Raw genomic sequence first — 17,414 nt, 5'->3', positions numbered from 1 at the left:
ACCGCTCCGGCGGGGCGTCAAAGGCCGTCGCAGAGTCGGCCCGAATCCCCCTCAGACCTGCGGCACCTCGCCAAGATAGGTCTCGAGCAGCTCCTCCGCCGCGGCGGCCGCGCTGATCTCGCCGTCCTCGACCTGGTGCGCCAGCGCCGCCATCGCGCCCTTGACCGGCTCGCGCCGCAGCCGCGCCAGCAACCCCTCGCGCACCTCCGCCTCGAACCAGTAGCGCGCCTGCGCCGCCCGGCGCGCCTCGAAATGCCCAGTCTCGCGACGCCAGTCGCTGAGCGCGGTCATCTCGTCCCACGCCCGGTCGAGCCCGTTCTCCTCCACCGCCGAGACGGTGAGCGCCTTGGGGAATCCCTCCGGATCCTGCGCCCGCTTGCGCAGCAGCCGCAGAGCGCCCGCATAATCGGCGCAGGTCCGCGTCGCGGTGGCCTTGAGATCGCCATCGGCCTTGTTGATCAGGATGATGTCGGCGGTCTCCATGATGCCGCGCTTCACCCCTTGCAGCTCGTCGCCCCCGGCGGGCGCCAGCAGCAGCAGGAACAGGTCCGACATCTCGGCCACCACGGTCTCCGACTGGCCCACCCCCACGGTCTCGATCAGGATGACGTCGAACCCCGCCGCCTCGCAGAGATCGATCGCCTCGCGGGTGCGCCGCGCCACGCCGCCCAGGTGCGATTGCGAGGGAGACGGCCGGATAAAGGCGTTGCGGTCCCGCGACAGCCGTTCCATCCGGGTCTTGTCGCCAAGGATCGACCCGCCCGAGCGCGCCGAGGACGGATCCACCGCCAGCACCGCCACCTTGAGCCCCTGCGCGGTGAGCATCATTCCGAACGCCTCGATGAAGGTCGACTTGCCGACCCCGGGCGTGCCCGAGAGCCCGACCCGCAGCGCGACGTTCTCGTGACCGTGCAGCCGCTCGATCAGCGCCCGTGCCTGCGCCCGATGATCGGCGCGCCCGCTCTCCACCAGCGTGATCGCCCGCGCCAGGGCCCGCCGCTCGCCGGCCAGGATGCGCTCTGCCAGATCCTCGATATCCATGCCTCAGCCCTCTTCTCTGCCGCCCCCGACCTGACCCGCAAGCCGCGCCGATGTCCAGCCCCCCGCCAGCATCTCCTCCTGGGCGCGCCCCCGGCATCTTCTCTGGTTCGAAAATACCTCGGGGGAGGCCGCGCCGCGCGCGGACGGGGGCAGCGCCCCCGAAAGGATCGTCCTCTCCGCCACGACTGGCCACCACGCCCCCTCGACGCCGTCCACGCACTCCCGCATAACCCACACCATGACCCGCCTGCCCATAGACGACGCCCTGCCCGAACTCCTCACCGCCCTCCGCGCCGAGGGCCGCGCCGTGCTGCAGGCGCCCCCCGGCGCCGGCAAGACCACCCGCGTGCCGCTGGCCATGCTCGACGCGGGTCTCACCGACCAGACCATCCTGATGCTCGAGCCGCGCCGCCTTGCCGCGCGCGCCAGCGCCGCGCGGATGGCCGACACGCTGGGCGAAGCCCCGGGCGAGACCGTGGGCTACCGCATCCGCGGCGAGGCCAAGGTCTCGAACGCCACCCGCATCGAGGTGGTCACCGAGGGCATCCTGACCCGGATGCTGCAGAGCGATCCGGAGCTCTCCGGGATCGGCGCGGTGATCTTCGACGAATTTCACGAGCGGTCTCTGAACGCCGATCTCGGCCTCGCGCTCTGTCTTGAAGTGGCCGGCGCCCTGCGCGACGACCTGATCCTGCTCGCCATGTCCGCCACGCTCGACGCGGGCCCGGTGGCAGAGCTCATGCAGGCGCCCGTCATCACCTCGCAGGGCCGCGCCTTCCCGGTCGAGACCCGCTGGCTCGACGCCCCCCTGCCCAAGCAACGCCGCTTCGAGGACAGCATGGCGGAGCTGGTCGTGCAGGCCGCGGGCGAGACCGAGGGCGGCATTCTCGCCTTCCTTCCGGGCGAGGGCGAGATCCGCCGCACCGAGGCGCGGCTCAAGGGTCGCCTGCCCGGCGACGTCACGGTGCGCCCGCTCTTCGGCGCCATGGCGTTCGCCGACCAGCGCGCCGCCATCCGCCCCGAGAGCAAGGGCCGCAAGCTGGTACTCGCCACCGCGATCGCCGAAACCTCGCTGACCATCGAGGACATCCGCGTTGTGGTCGATGGCGGCCGCGCCCGGCGGGCGCGGTTCGACCCGGGCTCGGGCATGGCGCGGCTGGTGACCGAGCGCGTCACCCGCGCCGAGGCCACCCAGCGCGCCGGCCGCGCCGGTCGCGTCGCCGAGGGCGTGGCCTACCGGCTCTGGACCAAAGGCGAGGAAGGCGCTCTGCAGGCCTACCCCCCGGCCGAGATCGAGACCGCAGATCTGGCCGGGCTGGCGCTGGAACTGGCGCTCTGGGGCGCCACGCCGGAGGATTTGCCCTTCCTGAGCGCGCCCAATCCCGGCGCCTTTGCCGAGGCGCAGGCGCTTCTGCAGATGCTGGGAGCGCTCGACGACCAGCGCCGCATCACGGCGCACGGCAAGGCGCTTGCCGCAGTGCCTCTGCATCCGCGCCTCGGCCACATGCTGACGCTGGCCGGTCCGCAGGCCGCCCCGCTCGCGGCACTGCTGGCCGAGCGCGACCCGCTCACCGGCGCGCCCACCGATCTCGCCCTGCGGCTCGAGGCGCTGCGCGACCCCAAACGCTTCGAGGCGACCCGGCCCTACAGGCTCAACCGCGCCCCGCTGGAGCGCATCCGCTCCGAGGCCAAGCGGCTGCGGGCGCGGGCGAAGGGGGGCCACGACGAGACGATGAGCCCCGCCACCATGGCCGCGCTCGCCTATCCCGACCGCATCGGCCTGCGCCGCAAGGGCGACGCGCCGCGCTTCCAGCTCTCCGGCGGCAAGGGCGCGATGCTCGACGCCGCCGACCCGCTGGCCTCGGCCCGGCTCATCGTGGTCACCGACACCGACGGCAACCCGCGCGAGGCCCGCATCCGGCAGGCCACGCAGATCACCGAAAGCGAGCTGCGCGCGCTGTTCCCGGACCAGATCCGCTGGCACGATCTGTGTGAGTGGTCGAAGCGCGAGCGCCGCGTGCTGGCGCGTCAGCAGGAACGGCTCGGCGCCATCGCGCTCGACGACCGGCTCTGGAAGGATGCCCCGCCCGACGCGGTGGCGCGCGCCATGCTCGACGGGGTGCGCGATCTCGGCATTGCCCTCTCCGACGCCGCGCGCCGCTTCTGCGCCCGCGCAGCCATCGGCCGCGAGGGCGGGCTCGACCTGCCCGACATGTCGGAGCCCGCGCTGATGCAGACGCTCGAGGACTGGCTGCTGCCCTATCTCGCAGGGGTCAAGAGCGCCGAGGACTGGAAGCGCTTCGATTTGTTGCCGGCGCTGCGCGCCCGGCTTGACTGGGGCCAGATGCAGGCGCTCGACGCGTCCGTGCCGGGCAAGTTCACCACGCCCCTTGGGCGCGAGATCCCCATCGACTATTCCGGCGAGCACCCGGAGATCGCGCTGCGCCTGCAGGAGATGTTCGGCCAGCGCAGCCACCCCACGGTGGGCCGGCGTCCGCTGCGCGTCACGCTGCTCTCGCCCGCCCGCCGCCCGGTGCAGACCACCATGGACCTTCCGGGGTTCTGGGACGGCTCCTATGCGGATGTGCGCAAGGACATGAAGGCGCAGTACCCGAGGCACCCGTGGCCCGAGGACCCGCGCCAGGCGGACCCGACCCTGCGAGCCAAGCCACGGGGGCAGTGAGGGGCGCTGCCCCTCTTGGCCCTGCGGGCCAATTCACCCCGAGGTATTTTTGAACCAGAGAAGACCCGGGCCCGCCAAGTGACCGGCCCGGGTCTTCTCTACGTTCCAAATACTCACCAGAGATCCCGGTGACACGGGCGTGGCGCGGGTCAGCCGGGTGTAGCGTCTCAGCCCCCCACGCACCAGCGCATGATCGCCTTCTGGGCGTGCAGCCGGTTCTCGGCCTCGTCCCAGATCACCGATTGCGGCCCGTCCATGATCTCGGAGGTGACCTCCTCGCCGCGATGCGCCGGCAGGCAGTGCATGAAGAGCGCGTCCTTGCCGGCGGCCTCCATCAGCTTGTCGTTGACCTGGTAGGGGCGCAGCATGTTGTGGCGGCGCTCCTTGGCGGATTGCGCGTCATGCATCGACACCCAGGTGTCGGCAACCACCAGATCGGCGCCCTCGACCGCCTTGAAAGGATCGCGCTCGATGGTGATGGTGCTGCCCTGGTTGCGGGCGAGGCCGACGAATTCCATCTCGGGGTCGAGCTGCACCGGGCCGGTGAAGGTCAGGTCGAAGCCGAACTGGCCGGCGGCGTGCAGGAACGAGGCGCAGACATTGTTGCCGTCGCCGCACCACACCACCTTCTTGCCGGCGATCGGGCCGCGATGCTCCTCGAAGGTGAGGATGTCGGCCATGATCTGGCAGGGGTGGGTGCGGTCGGTGAGACCGTTGATCACCGGCACGTCGGCATATTCCGCCATCTCGGTCAGCACCGCCTCGTCGAAGGTACGGATCATGATCATGTCGACAAAGCGCGACAGCACGCGGGCGGTGTCGGCGATGGTCTCGCCGTGGCCGAGCTGCATGTCGGAGCCCGAGAGCACCATGGTCTGGCCGCCCATCTGGCGCACGCCCACGTCGAACGACACGCGGGTCCGGGTCGAGGGCTTCTCGAAGATCAGTGCGACCATGCGGTCCTTGAGCGGCAGATCGTCGTCGGGGGCGGCGCGCGGGCGGCCGTTGCGCTTGTCCTTGATCGCCTTGGCGGCGTCGATGATCGACCGCAGGTCGTCCTTGTCGGTCTTGTGGATGTCGAGGAAGTGGTTCATGCGAATATTCTTTTTGTCTGGCGGGGCGGAGGGGCGCTGCCCCTCTGGGCGCGAAGCGCCCATTCACCCCGAGGTATTTGTCAAACCGAAGAAGAGGCGGGCGTTGCGAGGGCGGAGGCGGCAGTGTCGAGACGCGCGATGGCCTCGCCGATCTCGTCCTCGGTGATGGTCAGCGGCGGCAGCAGGCGCACGACATTGTCGGCGGCGGGCACCGTGATGACCAGCGCCTCGTAGCCGGCCTTGACCAGGTCCGCCGGGGCGATCTTGCACTTGAGGCCGAGCATCAGCCCCATGCCGCGCACCTCCTCGAAGATGTCGGGATGGGCGGCGACGAGGCCCTCGAGCTTCTGGCGCAGCAGGCCGGCCTTGCGGTTGACCCCGTCGAGGAAAGCCGGGTCGGTGACGTGATCCATCACCGCGCAGCCCACCGCGCAGCCCAGCGGGTTGCCGCCATAGGTCGAGCCGTGGGTGCCGGCGGTCATGCCCGAGGCGGCTTCCTCGGTGGCGAGCACCGCGCCCAGCGGGAAGCCCCCGCCGATGCCCTTGGCGACCATCATGATGTCGGGCGCAATGCCGGCCCATTCATGGGCGAAGAGCCGACCGGTCCGGCCGATGCCGCATTGCACCTCATCGAGAACGAGCAGCACGCCCTTCTCGTCGCAGAGCTTGCGCAGCCCCTGCATGCACTGGTCGGGCAGCGGACGGATGCCGCCCTCGCCCTGAACCGGCTCGATCAGAATGGCCGCGGTGTTGTCGTCGATGGCCGCGTCCAGCGCCTCGTGATCGCCCCAGGGCAGGTGCTTGAAGCCCGGCAGCAGCGGGCCGAAACCCTTGGTCATCTTCTCTGAGCCCGCCGCGGCGATGCCCGCCGAGGAGCGGCCGTGGAACGAGCCCGCGAAGGCAATGATGTCGGTCTTCTCGGGCTGGCCCTTGTCGTACCAGTACTTGCGCGCCATCTTCACCGCCAGCTCGCAGCTCTCGGTGCCGGAATTGGTGAAGAACACGGTGTCGGCAAAGCTTTCCGCGACCAGCTTGTCGGCCAGCGCCTGCTGCTGCGGGATCTCGTAGAGGTTCGACACGTGCCACAGGTTCTGTGCCTGCGCGGTGAGCGCGGCGACCAGCGCCGGATGCGCGTGACCCAGCGCGTTCACCGCGATGCCGCTGCCAAGATCGAGAAATCGGCGGCCGTCCTCCTCAACCAGCCAGGTGCCTTCGCCCTTCACGAAGTGCAGGGGCGCGCGGGAATAGGTCGGCAGGACGGACGGGATCATCAGCATATCCTCGGTGGATTGAGGCCCGATTGGTGCCAAGGGCACGGGGCCAAGTCAAGTTTCATGGGGGTGAGACGTGCGAAGCAGGAGCCTCCCCGGTGAGGAGGCACGACAGAGGAGCGTTCAGGCTCGTCGGATTCGGATCGCAAACGTCATGGCTGCGCTGATAGCGGGGTTTGCCCGCGGCGCAAAGCGGTTTCTTGACCGCGGGTCACGGGCATCCCCGCAACGCCTCAGGAGAATGGATCGTCCGCGTAGCCCACGCCCATGAGATAGAGCCCGTCCGGCGGGCACACCGGCCCGCAGGCGGCGCGGTCTCGGGCCTCGAGCGCCGAACGGACGTCTTCGGGCGCCCAGGAGCCTGCGCCGACACGCTCGAGCGTGCCGACGATGGAGCGCACCTGGTTGTGCAGGAAGCTGCGGGCGCGCAGGTGGAAGCGAAACTCCGTTCCGGCTCCGGTGTCGGTTTGCTCGATGCGGATCTCGTCCATGGTCTTCACCGGCGAGGCGGCCTGGCACATGGTCGAGCGGAAGGTGGTGAAATCGTGCTGCCCGATGAGATGGGCCGCGCCCGCGCGCATCGCCTCCAGCGACAGCGGGTTCATCACCCGCCAGACCTGCCCGGCCTCGAGCGTGGCCGGAGCCCGGCGCACCAGCAGGCGGAACAGGTAGCGCCGCTCATGGGCGGAGAAGCGGGCGTGCCAGTCATCGCTCACCGCCGCGCAGGCCCGGATCGCCACCGGCGCGGGCTTGAGGTGGAAGTTGAGCGCCTCGGAGAGGCGGAACGGGTCCCACGCCTTCTCCATGTCGCAATGGGCCACCTGCCCGCGCGCATGAACCCCCGCATCGGTGCGCCCGGCGGCAGCGATGGTGTGGTCGCGCTTTTCGAGCCGCGCCAACGCCGCCTCGATCGCGCCCTGCACCGAGGGCTGATCGGCCTGGCGCTGCCATCCGGCGAAGGGGCGGCCATCATATTCGACGAGAAGGGCGTATCTGGGCATGGCCGCTCCCATACAAGCGCTGTCGCATCTCGGCAATGCCGCACCCCCCTTGCGGCCTTGCCGGCTTGAGTTTTCGCGACAGGTTCTATAGGGGAGGCCGACCTGACCTGCCCCGAAACCGGTGACCCGTATGCTTGCCCGCGTCTGGAAAAGCTATATTGCCCCCATGCTGCGCCGCCCTCCGCGGGTGCAGATTGCGGCGCTGTGCCATCGCGCGGGCGAGACCGGACCCGAGGTTCTGATGATCACCTCGCGCGAAACCAAGCGCTGGATCATCCCCAAGGGCTGGCCGATGCACGGCACCGACGCTGCGGGCACCGCGCTTCAGGAGGCGTGGGAAGAGGCCGGGGTCAAGTCGGAGGCCGGACGGCCTGCGCGTATCGGCCGCTATCGCTATGACAAGGTGCTCGATGGCGGTCTGCCGGTGGCCACCGATGTCGATGTCTACGCCGTCTCGGTCGAGAAACTGCTCGACAGCTATCCCGAGATGGATGAGCGCGAACGCCACTGGATGACACCCGAGGAGGCCGCCGAGCGGGTCGACGAGGAGGAGCTCTCGGAGCTTCTGCGCGACCTGCCGGCCCTGCTCGCCGACACGGCGCGACGCTGAGCTCCGCGCAACACGCGCCGAACCGGTTGCCAGACCTACAGGACCTTCCGACATTGCCCCAGGACACGCCCCCGCATCAGTGGAAGACGCTCGATCAGGATCTCAACCGCCTGTCGCGCCTCGAGGCTGCCACCATGTACACGTCGCGCCCGCTGGTCGGGGTCGGCGTCAGCCTCGTCTTCGTCACGCTCGCGGCGGTGGCGGCGGCGATCTTCACCGGCGGTGAGCCCCAGGGGCTCGCGGTGGTGGTGGCGGCGGCGTTCGGTGCCTACATGGCGATCAACATCGGTGCCAACGACGTGGCCAACAACATGGGCCCGGCGGTCGGCGCCAAGGCGCTGTCGCTGCTCGGGGCCATCGCGATCGCCGCGGTCTTCGAGAGCGCGGGCGCGCTGCTGGCCGGCGGCGACGTGGTGTCGACGATCTCCAAGGGCATCATCGATCCCTCCAGCCTGTCCAACACCAAGGTCTTCGTCCGCGCGATGATGGCGGCGCTGCTGGCGGCCTCGATCTGGGTCAACATCGCCACATGGGTCGGCGCCCCGGTCTCGACCACCCATTCGGTGGTCGGCGGGGTGATGGGCGCGGGCATCGCCGCGGCGGGCCTTGCAACGGTGAGCTGGTCGACGATGGGCGCCATCGCCGCAAGCTGGGTGATCTCACCTCTGCTCGGCGGCATCATCGCCGCCGCCATGCTCGCCTTCATCAAGTGGCGGGTGATCTATGTCGAAGACAAGATCGCCGCCGCGCGGGTCTGGGTGCCGGTCCTGATCGGGCTGATGAGCGCCGCCTTCGGGACCTATCTGGCCCTGAAGGGCCTGCAGCACGTGATGCAGATCGATCTGCAGACGGCGCTGCTGATCGGCGCCGTGGCCGGGGTGATCTTCTGGGCGCTCTCGGTGCCCTTCATCCGGCGCCAGTCCGAGGGGCTCGAGAACCGCAACCGCTCGCTCAAGACCATGTTCCGGCTGCCGCTGGTGGTCTCGGCGGCGCTGCTCTCCTTTGCCCACGGTGCCAATGACGTGGCAAATGCCGTGGGTCCGCTCGCGGCGGTGGCCTATGTCCAGCAATCCGCAGGGGTGGCCGACGAGGTGACCATCCCGCTCTGGGTCATGCTGATCGGCGCGCTGGGGATCTCGTTCGGTCTGGTGCTCTTCGGGCCGAAGCTGATCGGCATGGTCGGCAGCCAGATCACCAAGCTCAACCCGATGCGCGCCTATTGCGTGGCGCTCTCCGCAGCGGTCACCGTGATCGCCGCCTCGTGGCTCGGCCTGCCGGTGAGTTCGACCCATATCGCGGTCGGCGGCGTGTTCGGCGTCGGCTTCTTCCGCGAGTGGTACATGGAGCGACGCGCCCGCAAGGCGAACGTCAATGGCGCCAGCGGGACCCGCCTCGCACGGCAGGAACGTGCCCGCCGCAAGCTGGTGCGCCGGTCGCATTTCATGACCATCGTCGCGGCCTGGGTGATCACCGTTCCCGCCGCCGCGCTGCTCTCCGCCGCCTGCTTCTGGATGCTCTCCCTGCTCGGTTTCTGATCTGCCTCACTGGCAACTGTGGGGCCCCGGGTCTATCTGTAGGGCGCAGCACAGCCAGACAAGCACAGGCAGAGAGGCAGACCTTGGTCATCGGAACCATCGCCGACAGGCTGACCCGCGGGGTCGAAAACGTCACCGACACGCTGACCAGCCCGTTCACCGAGCCGGTGGTCCGGCTCGGCGTCACCGGCCTGTCGCGCGCCGGCAAGACGGTGTTCATCACCTCGCTGGTGGCCAACCTCATGGACCGGGCGCGGATGCCGCAGCTGCTGGCCGAGAGCGAGGGCCGCATCCTCGCCGCCTATCTTCAGCCGCAGCCCGACGACACCATGCCGCGCTTCGACTACGAGGCCCATCTCGGCGCGCTCACCTCCCCGACCCCGCACTGGCCCGACAGCACCCGCGCGGTGTCGCAATTGCGCCTGTCGCTGCGGCTGCGCCCGACCGGGCTCTTGTCTGGCATGTCGGGCCCACGCACCGTGCATCTCGACATTGTCGACTATCCCGGTGAGTGGCTGCTCGACCTCGGCCTGATGGACAAGAGCTATGCCGAGTGGGCCGAGGAGAGCCTTTCTCGCCTTGAGAATCGCCCCGGAGGTGCCGACTACGTCGCGATGGCGCACGCCGAGGACAGCGCGCAGACGCTGGACGAGGTCCGCGCCAAGGCACTGGCCTCCCGCTTCACAGAAGCGTTGCACGCCGCGCGCAATGCCGGCTTCTCGGATTGCACCCCGGGCCGCTTCCTGCTGCCCGGCGAGAAGGAGGGCAGCCCGGCGCTGACCTTCGCGCCGCTGCCCAAACCCTCCGATCCGCCGCGCAAATCGCTCTGGCGCGAGATGGAGCGCCGCTTCGAGGCCTACAAATCCCAGATCGTGAAGCCCTTCTTCCGCGACCACTTCTCCCGCATCGACCGGCAGGTGGTGCTGGTCGATGCGCTCGGCGCGATCCATGCCGGCCCCGCCGCGATGGAGGATCTGCGCCGGACGATGGCCGAGATCCTCACCGCCTTCCGCCCGGGTGCCAACGCATTCCTCACCAGCCTGCTGCTCGGCAAGCGGGTCGAGAAGATCCTCTTCGCCGCCACCAAGGCCGACCATCTGCACCACACCCAGCACGGCCGGCTGACGGCCATCATGGAGGCGCTGACCCGCGACGCCCGCGACCGCGCACGCTTTGCCGGGGCCGAGACCGGCGCCATGTCGATCGCCTCTCTGCGCGCCACGGTCGAGCAGACCCTGCCGCGCAACGGGGACCAGTTCGACTGCGTGCGCGGCACGCTGCTGCAGGACGATGGCAGCCGTGGCCGCGAGGCGGCGTTCTATCCCGGCGAGCTGCCCGAGGACCCGGCCCGCCTGCTCGGCCCCGCCCGCGAGGGCGCCGAGGGATGGCTCGACGGCGACTATGCCATCATGCGCTTCGCCCCGTCGCGGCTCAGCCTCAAGCCCGGCGAGGGCCCGCCGCATATCCGCCTCGACCGCGCTGCACAGTTCCTGTTCGGAGACCGGCTGTGAGCCCGGACGTGACGTCTGCGCTGCGCCCGGCGCGCAGCCTAGACGCGGGCCCGATGGGCGCGATGATGTCCGCAGCGGTGGCGGCGCGGGCCTGGAAACCGCGCCTGCATTCGGCGGCCGAGGACATCGCCCATGCCGATTTGCTGATCGCGCGCGGCTGGGTGACGGTGGCCGAGGCCGCGGAGGGCGGCCCGGTGACGGGCTTTCTCGCCCGAGAAGGCAGCTACGTGCACGCCCTCTTCATCGCCCCGGGCTGGCAGCGCCGCGGCATCGGCCGCGCGCTGATGGCTCACGCCAAGGCCGAAAGCCCTGCGCTCGACCTCTGGACCTTCGCCGCCAACACCGCTGCCCGCCGCTTCTACGAAGGCACGGGCTTTGCCGAGATCGAGCGCGGCGACGGCTCGGACAACGAGGAAGGTCTGCCCGACATCCATTACCGCTGGATCGCCCCGGCCAGCGCCGCAGCCAAGGAGCCCGGATCATGAGCGACAAGGACAAACCCGGCGACAGACGCGGCCCGGTGCTGTTCGAGCTTGATGAAAGCGCCGCCCCGGCCACCCCCTCCGAGGCGCCCCCGGTGCCCGAGCCGGACATAGCCCCGACCCTGCCCGAGGGCCGCGCGATGACCACCGCCGCAGTGCTCGCCGCGCGCCGCCCGTCGCGGCTGGCACGCTGGTTCTGGGCGCTGCTCGGCACGCTGATCTCGGCGCTGGTCTCGATTGCCGCTTGGCGCTTCGTCACCGACCTGATCGTCTCGGTGCCGCTGCTGGGCTACGCCGTCACCGCGCTGATGGCGCTCTTCGTGCTGGTGGTGTTGCTGATCGTGATCAAGGAACTGGCGGCGCTGTCCCGGCTGAGCCGCGTCGACGCGCTGCACCGCGCCTCGGCGCAGGCGCTGGCGGACGAGGATCTCAAGGCCGCCCGCGCCGTCACCGGCAAACTCACCGCCCTCTACGCGGGCCGCGACGACACCCGTTGGGGCCGCGAGCGCCTGCGCGAGCGCGAGGCCGAGATCTTCGACGCCTCGGGTCTCCTGGGCCTTGCCGAGACCGAACTGCTCTCACCGCTCGACGCCGCCGCCCGGCGCGAGGTCGAGGCCTCGGCCCGGCAGGTGGCGACGGTCACGGCGCTGGTGCCGCTGGCGCTGGCCGATGTCGCCACCGCGCTCGGCGCCAACATGCGGATGATCCGCCGCATCGCCGAGATCTATGGTGGCCGCTCCGGCACGCTGGGCAGCTGGCGGCTCACCAAGGCGGTGATGTCGCATCTGGTGGCCACCGGCGCGGTCGCGGTGGGCGACGACATGCTCGAGCCGATCCTCGGCGGCGGGCTGCTTGGCAAGCTCTCGCGCCGCTTCGGCGAGGGGCTGGTCAACGGCGCGCTGACCGCGCGGGTGGGCGTTGCCGCCATCGAGGTCTGCCGGCCCCTGCCCTTCCAGGCTGTCAAGCGCCCCTCGGTGCGCGTGATCATCCGCAGCGCGCTTTCCGGGCTGGTGAAGAGCGCCGACAAGGCCTGAGCCGCGCCGGCAGCCGGGACATCCGACGCGGCTTGATCCATCTCATATTATGCGCCCCACCGCTGCGGCAGAGTCGCGACGGGAGACGCCAGCCATGACCCTTGCCAGCCACGACCCGCAGCCGTCCGCCGTTCCGAACGGGCGCGGCAACCTGCGTGACATCATCTACGGGGCCATCGACGGCGCGGTCACCACCTTCGCCATCGTTGCGGGGGTGGCGGGCGCGGGCCTGCCGCCGCTGGTGATCATCGCGCTGGGATTCGCCAATGTCTTTGCCGATGGCTTCTCGATGGCCGCCGGCAACTACTCGGGCACCAAGGCCGAGCTCGATGACCTCAACCGCCTGCGCAGGATAGAGACCTTGCGGCTCAGGCACGACCCCGAGGCCGTGCGCGCCGATCTGCGCCGGATCTTCGCCGCCAAGGGGCTACAGGATGGCACGCTCGACAGCGCCGCGAACGAGATCAGCCGCACGCCCGAGCACGCGGTCGCAATGATTCTCGACGGAATCTACGGCCTGTCCTCGGTGGATCCGCACCCGTTGCGGGCGGCGCTCTTCACCTTCGGCGCCTTCCTGATCGCGGGGATGGTGCCGCTGCTGCCGTTCCTGCTGGCCCTGCCCCACTCCTTTATCGTCGCGACGCTCCTGACCATGGCGGTGTTCTTCGCCATCGGCGCCTACAAGAGCCGCTGGTCGCTGGCGCCGTGGTGGCGCTCCGGGCTTGAGACTTTCCTGATCGGAGGCGTTGCGGCAAGCATCGCCTATATCGTCGGCAGCCTCTTCGCCGGCGCCTGAACCCCGGCGGCGCGCCCAACGTATCGCCGGCAGACCGGAGTCAGGGCAAGGCCGCCTGCACCTCGATCATCGGTTCGCGCAGCGTGTCGCGGGTGTTGGTCACGGCGTCGTGGCCCACCAGCATGCCAAGCGCCAGCAGAACGGCGAAGACAAGCGCGGCGGTCCAATCCAGACCGCGCAGATCGACGGGCAACAGCGGCTCGGGCCGCACGGGCGGGGGGCAGTCGTCTCTCGACTGGGACATTGCAATATACTCGATTGGCAGAAAGAGCAGAACAAGGCTCACATGGGCCTCGAACGGGTGTTTGTCGCGCGGTATTTCCGTCCGCCGCAGACATGCGCGGCGGATCGCGCAAAGACGGGATCGCCTGCGCCACTTCCCGCCAGTTGCGGCCGGATTGTCACATATCGACGGGAACCGGATCGCGACGCCGATGCGGTCGCGATGACCCATTCTCGCGACACATGTGCCGCCCCCGCCCAAGGGTCCGTGAGTGGTGGCGCGACTCCCGTCAGGGAAGGAGCCTCGATCCGGGGCGGGAGCGGCGAACGCGGGCCTTTACTCGGCCGGCGCGTCGGACGCAACCGGTGCCGTGTCGTCAGCCCCTCCGGTCGCGGGGGCCACGGCGCCATCCCCTGGCACCGTGGTATCGGTTGTGTCTGAGACGGCCGCCGGCGCGGTGTCGGTCTCGCCGCCGCCCAGAAACAGATTCACGGCGAAGACCACGCCGAGGACCAGGATCACGGCGACGAGGATGCCGGTCAGCCGGCTGCCGCCACTGCGCGCGCGGCCAAGCGGCCCCGGATCGGCCCGGCCCTGCGGGGCATGGGGATCGGATCGCTTCAGCTGTTCGTCGGGATAGGCCATGACGGCTCTCCTTCTCGGCGCGGGGGGCAGATGCCCGGCGCGACGGTCTGCCGCGCCTCCTTGGACCAAGTGAAGCACAGCCGCCCGGCCACGTATCGACCCGCGCCCCGATCACGACGAATGCGGCAATCGACCGCCAGAAACACAACCTAAGGTAGGCTGATCCCCGCCGCGCCGCAGCGCGGCATCGCCGCAACCGGCGGTCTGACGCCGGATTCGACCGCGCCTCGGGGGATTCTCGCCAAGCTCTCGCGCCTTGCGCCGCCGCCGCAAGCTCTGGACCATCGCGAGTCGCGGGCCTATAAGGCCGCCCATGATGGGCCGTTTCGAGATCATCATTCGAATTACATGCCCGGCGCTCTGAGAGCAGAGTCGCCGGGACAAGGCGTATGGACGACCGCGCCGACCGACCATTCCCCAATTCACGATTCAAGAACCGGGACCACAGATCATGTGCGCCGAAACGCCTGACTACAAGGACACGCTGAACCTTCCCAAGACCGACTTCCCGATGCGCGCGGGCCTGCCCAAGCGCGAGCCGGAGTGGCTGGAGCGCTGGGAAAACATCGGCATCTACGACCGCCTGCGCGAGAAAGGCGCCGAGCGCCCGCCGTTCACCCTGCATGACGGCCCGCCCTACGCCAACGGTCACCTGCATATCGGCCACGCGCTGAACAAGACGATCAAGGACATGATCGTCCGCAGCCACCAGATGATGGGCCACGAGGCGCGCTACGTGCCGGGCTGGGACTGTCACGGCCTGCCGATCGAGTGGAAGATCGAGGAACAGTACCGCGCCAAGGGCAAGAACAAGGACGAGGTCCCGGTGATCGACTTCCGGCAGGAATGCCGCAAGTTTGCCGAAGGCTGGGTCGACATCCAGCGCGACGAGTTCAAGCGCCTTGGCATCACCGGCAACTGGGCCGATCCCTACCTGACGATGAACTACCACGCCGAGCGCGTCATCGCCGAGGAATTCATGAAGTTCCTCACCACCGGCACGCTCTACCAGGGCTCCAAGCCGGTGATGTGGTCCCCGGTGGAAAAGACCGCGCTGGCCGAGGCCGAGGTCGAGTACCACGACAAGGAAAGCTTCACCATCTGGGTGAAGTTCAAGGTCAGCGCATATGACGCCCCCGAGGTCGACCGCGCCAGCGAGGAAGAAAGCGACGACGAGCGCCAGGCGGCGGTCAGCGCCGCGCAGGCCGCGCATGACACGTTCCTCGGCGCCTACGTGGTGATCTGGACCACCACCCCCTGGACCATCCCCTCGAACAAGGCCGTCGTTTTCGGCGAGGAGTTCCAGTACGGGCTCTACGAGGTCACCGACACACCCGAGGAATGCTGGGCCGCCAAGGGCGAGCGCTACATCCTCGCCGACAAGCTCGCGGCGCAGACCTTTGCCCGCGCGCGCCTCGACGAGAGCCAGTGGACGCGCGTCTCGGACGTGACCCCGCACCAGCTTGCCGCGATGACGCTGGCGCATCCGCTGGCCGGCGCCGAGGGCGGCGAAGGCGAGTGGGACGATCCGCGTGATTTCCGTGCCGCGCCCTTCGTCACCGACGAGGAAGGCACCGGCTTCGTGCACTGTGCGCCGTCGCACGGCATGGAGGAGTTCGAGCTTTACCGCGATCTCGGGATGCTCAAGCAGGTCATCACCTACAACGTCATGGAAGACGGCTCTTTCCGCGAGGACCTGCCATTCTTCGGCGGCAAGATGATCCTCAAGCCGAACGGCAAGGAAGGCAACGCCAACAAGGCGGTGATCGACAAGCTGACCGAGGTCGGCGGACTGCTGGCACGCGGCAAGATCAAGCACTCCTACCCGCACAGCTGGCGGTCCAAGGCGCCGGTGATCTTCCGCAACACGCCGCAATGGTTCGCCGCCATCGACCGCGCCGTGGGCGACGGTCAGGACGCGTACGGCACCACCATCCGCGAGCGCTCGCTGCGCTCGATCGACGAGCTGGTGAAATTCACCCCGCAATCGGGCCGCAACCGACTCTACTCGATGATCGAGAGCCGCCCGGACTGGGTGCTGTCGCGCCAGCGCGCCTGGGGCGTGCCGCTGACCTGCTTCGTGAAAAAGGGCGCCCTGCCCACCGACGAGGGCTTCCTGCTGCGCGATCCGGCGGTCAATGCCCGCATCTGCGAGGCCTTCGAGGCCGAGGGTGCCGATTGCTGGTACGCCGAGGGCGCCAAGGAACGCTTCCTCGGGTCGGACTATGCGGCTGACGAGTGGGAGCAGGTCTTCGACGTGCTCGACGTGTGGTTCGACAGTGGCTCGACCCACGCCTTCGTGCTGCGCGACCGCGAGGACGGCACCGAGGACGGCATCGCCGATGTCTACATGGAGGGCACCGACCAGCACCGTGGCTGGTTCCACTCCTCGATGCTTCAGGCCTGCGGCACCATCGGGCGCGCGCCCTATCGCAACGTGGTGACGCATGGTTTCACGCTGGACGAGAAGGGCAACAAGATGTCCAAGTCGCTCGGCAACACCATCGTCCCCGAAGAGGTGGTGAAGCAGTACGGCGCCGACATCCTGCGTCTCTGGGTGGCCCAGACCGACTACACCGCCGATCAACGCATCGGGCCGGAGATCCTCAAGGGCGTCGCCGACAGCTACCGCCGCCTGCGCAACACCATGCGCTTCATGCTGGGTGCGCTGGGGCACTTCTCGGAAGCTGACCGGGTCGCCGCGGACGACATGCCCGAGCTCGAGCGCTGGGTGCTTCACCGTCTAGCCGAGCTCGACGCGAAGGTGCAGGAAGGCTACCGCAGCTACGATTTCCAGTCGGTGTTCCAGTCGGTCTTTACCTTCTGCACCGTGGACCTGTCGGCCTTCTACTTCGACATCCGCAAGGACGCGCTCTATTGCGATGGCGACACCGAGCGCCGCCGCGCCGCGCGCACGGTGATGGACATCCTGTTCCACCGCCTGACCAGCTGGCTGGCGCCGATCCTCGTCTTCACCATGGAAGACGTCTGGCTCGACCGTTTCCCCGGCGAGCAGAGCTCGATCCACCTGCAGGACTTCCCCGAGACGCCGGCAAGCTGGCGCGACGAGGCGCTGGCCGAGAAGTGGGCCAAGGTCCGCGCCGCGCGCCGCGCGGTGACCGCGGCGCTGGAAATCCAGCGGACGGACAAGGTGATCGGCGCCTCGCTCGAGGCGGCCCCCATCGTGCATGTGGAAGATGCCGAGATGCTCGCGGCGCTCAAGACCGTGACCTTCGAGGATCTCTGCATCACCTCGGGCATCCGCCTGACCGCAGACCCCGCCCCGCAGGAGGCCTTCCGCATGACCGAGGTGCCGGGCGTCGGCGTAGTGTTCGAGAAGGCCGATGGCGAGAAGTGCCAGCGCTGCTGGAAGATCCTTCCCGACGTGGGCACCCACACCCACGCGGCCACCTGCGCACGCTGCGACGCCGCGCTGGACTGACACCCGCGCGACCGAGCGCAGGTCACACGACACACAGAGGCCCCCG

14 protein-coding genes are annotated in these 17,414 nt (G+C 69.3%); 8 read left to right on the top strand and 6 right to left on the bottom strand.

What is annotated here, in order from left to right; genetic code table 11:
- Positions 1-51: 51 nt before the first annotated feature.
- A complete protein-coding gene (gene meaB, locus R2601_RS11270) occupies positions 52-1,041 on the bottom strand; it encodes a methylmalonyl Co-A mutase-associated GTPase MeaB (protein WP_007798149.1) in 990 nt (329 codons plus the stop codon).
- Between the two features lie 238 nt (positions 1,042-1,279).
- On the opposite strand from meaB, the gene hrpB reads away from it, so the two are divergent.
- Positions 1,280-3,724: an ATP-dependent helicase HrpB gene (hrpB, locus tag R2601_RS11260; RefSeq protein WP_007798142.1), complete on the top strand. Its 2,445-nt coding sequence runs from the start codon at positions 1,280-1,282 to the stop codon at positions 3,722-3,724.
- 167 nt (positions 3,725-3,891) lie between these two features.
- Here hrpB and argF read toward each other — a convergent pair whose 3' ends face one another.
- From argF to truA, 3 genes are all read right to left on the bottom strand, one after another.
- Positions 3,892-4,818 (bottom strand): ornithine carbamoyltransferase, encoded by a 927-nt coding sequence (gene argF / locus R2601_RS11255; RefSeq protein WP_007798139.1) that lies wholly within the window; start codon positions 4,816-4,818, stop codon positions 3,892-3,894.
- A gap of 80 nt (positions 4,819-4,898) precedes the next feature.
- On the bottom strand, positions 4,899-6,089 hold the full coding sequence (locus R2601_RS11250; protein WP_040545320.1) for an aspartate aminotransferase family protein: 1,191 nt from the start codon (positions 6,087-6,089) through the stop codon (positions 4,899-4,901).
- Between the two features lie 233 nt (positions 6,090-6,322).
- Positions 6,323-7,090, bottom strand: a complete 768-nt coding sequence (truA, locus tag R2601_RS11245; RefSeq protein ID WP_007798134.1) for a tRNA pseudouridine(38-40) synthase TruA — start codon at positions 7,088-7,090, stop codon at positions 6,323-6,325.
- Positions 7,091-7,220: 130 nt separating this feature from the next.
- On the opposite strand from truA, the gene R2601_RS11240 reads away from it, so the two are divergent.
- From R2601_RS11240 to R2601_RS11215, 6 genes are all read left to right on the top strand, one after another.
- Positions 7,221-7,700: an NUDIX hydrolase gene (locus tag R2601_RS11240; protein ID WP_007798132.1), complete on the top strand. Its 480-nt coding sequence runs from the start codon at positions 7,221-7,223 to the stop codon at positions 7,698-7,700.
- Positions 7,701-7,753: 53 nt separating this feature from the next.
- Positions 7,754-9,235, top strand: a complete 1,482-nt coding sequence (locus R2601_RS11235; protein ID WP_007798128.1) for an inorganic phosphate transporter — start codon at positions 7,754-7,756, stop codon at positions 9,233-9,235.
- A gap of 83 nt (positions 9,236-9,318) precedes the next feature.
- A complete protein-coding gene (locus R2601_RS11230; protein WP_007798125.1) occupies positions 9,319-10,746 on the top strand; it encodes a YcjX family GTP-binding protein in 1,428 nt (475 codons plus the stop codon).
- A gap of 53 nt (positions 10,747-10,799) precedes the next feature.
- Positions 10,800-11,231 (top strand): GNAT family N-acetyltransferase, encoded by a 432-nt coding sequence (locus tag R2601_RS11225; protein WP_007798122.1) that lies wholly within the window; start codon positions 10,800-10,802, stop codon positions 11,229-11,231.
- Entirely contained in the window at positions 11,228-12,262 is a 1,035-nt protein-coding gene (locus R2601_RS11220) for a YcjF family protein (RefSeq protein WP_007798119.1), read from the top strand. The genes R2601_RS11225 and R2601_RS11220 overlap by 4 nt, the downstream gene beginning before the upstream one ends.
- A 94-nt stretch (positions 12,263-12,356) precedes the next feature.
- On the top strand, positions 12,357-13,058 hold the full coding sequence (locus R2601_RS11215; protein WP_007798116.1) for a VIT1/CCC1 transporter family protein: 702 nt from the start codon (positions 12,357-12,359) through the stop codon (positions 13,056-13,058).
- Between the two features lie 40 nt (positions 13,059-13,098).
- On the opposite strand, the gene R2601_RS26485 is transcribed toward R2601_RS11215, so the two are convergent.
- Both R2601_RS26485 and R2601_RS11210 read right to left on the bottom strand, forming a co-directional pair.
- A complete protein-coding gene (locus R2601_RS26485) occupies positions 13,099-13,302 on the bottom strand; it encodes a hypothetical protein (protein ID WP_083793962.1) in 204 nt (67 codons plus the stop codon).
- A gap of 315 nt (positions 13,303-13,617) precedes the next feature.
- Positions 13,618-13,926, bottom strand: coding sequence for a hypothetical protein (locus R2601_RS11210; RefSeq protein WP_007798112.1), 309 nt, complete (start codon positions 13,924-13,926; stop codon positions 13,618-13,620).
- A gap of 451 nt (positions 13,927-14,377) precedes the next feature.
- Here R2601_RS11210 and ileS point away from each other — a divergent pair, with 451 nt between their 5' ends.
- Positions 14,378-17,368: an isoleucine--tRNA ligase gene (gene ileS, locus R2601_RS11205; protein ID WP_007798110.1), complete on the top strand. Its 2,991-nt coding sequence runs from the start codon at positions 14,378-14,380 to the stop codon at positions 17,366-17,368.
- The last annotated feature ends 46 nt before the right edge of the window (positions 17,369-17,414 follow it).

The sequence above is a fragment of the Salipiger bermudensis HTCC2601 genome (genome assembly GCF_000153725.1).
GTDB classification, from domain to species: Bacteria; Pseudomonadota; Alphaproteobacteria; order Rhodobacterales; family Rhodobacteraceae; genus Salipiger; species Salipiger bermudensis.
The sequence above is the reverse complement of the archived record's forward strand: the minus strand, read 5'-3'. Positions and strand labels throughout refer to the sequence as shown.

Coding starts and splice junctions, on each gene's coding strand:
- R2601_RS11210 (WP_007798112.1), bottom strand. CDS start 13,926: ATGGCCTATCCCGACGAACAGCTGAAGCGATCCGATCCCCATGCCCCG.
- R2601_RS11250 (WP_040545320.1), bottom strand. CDS start 6,089: ATGATCCCGTCCGTCCTGCCGACCTATTCCCGCGCGCCCCTGCACTTC.
- ileS (WP_007798110.1), top strand. CDS start 14,378: ATGTGCGCCGAAACGCCTGACTACAAGGACACGCTGAACCTTCCCAAG.
- meaB (WP_007798149.1), bottom strand. CDS start 1,041: ATGGATATCGAGGATCTGGCAGAGCGCATCCTGGCCGGCGAGCGGCGG.
- argF (WP_007798139.1), bottom strand. CDS start 4,818: ATGAACCACTTCCTCGACATCCACAAGACCGACAAGGACGACCTGCGG.
- truA (WP_007798134.1), bottom strand. CDS start 7,090: ATGCCCAGATACGCCCTTCTCGTCGAATATGATGGCCGCCCCTTCGCC.
- R2601_RS11225 (WP_007798122.1), top strand. CDS start 10,800: ATGGGCGCGATGATGTCCGCAGCGGTGGCGGCGCGGGCCTGGAAACCG.
- R2601_RS26485 (WP_083793962.1), bottom strand. CDS start 13,302: ATGTCCCAGTCGAGAGACGACTGCCCCCCGCCCGTGCGGCCCGAGCCG.
- R2601_RS11240 (WP_007798132.1), top strand. CDS start 7,221: ATGCTTGCCCGCGTCTGGAAAAGCTATATTGCCCCCATGCTGCGCCGC.
- hrpB (WP_007798142.1), top strand. CDS start 1,280: ATGACCCGCCTGCCCATAGACGACGCCCTGCCCGAACTCCTCACCGCC.
- R2601_RS11220 (WP_007798119.1), top strand. CDS start 11,228: ATGAGCGACAAGGACAAACCCGGCGACAGACGCGGCCCGGTGCTGTTC.
- R2601_RS11215 (WP_007798116.1), top strand. CDS start 12,357: ATGACCCTTGCCAGCCACGACCCGCAGCCGTCCGCCGTTCCGAACGGG.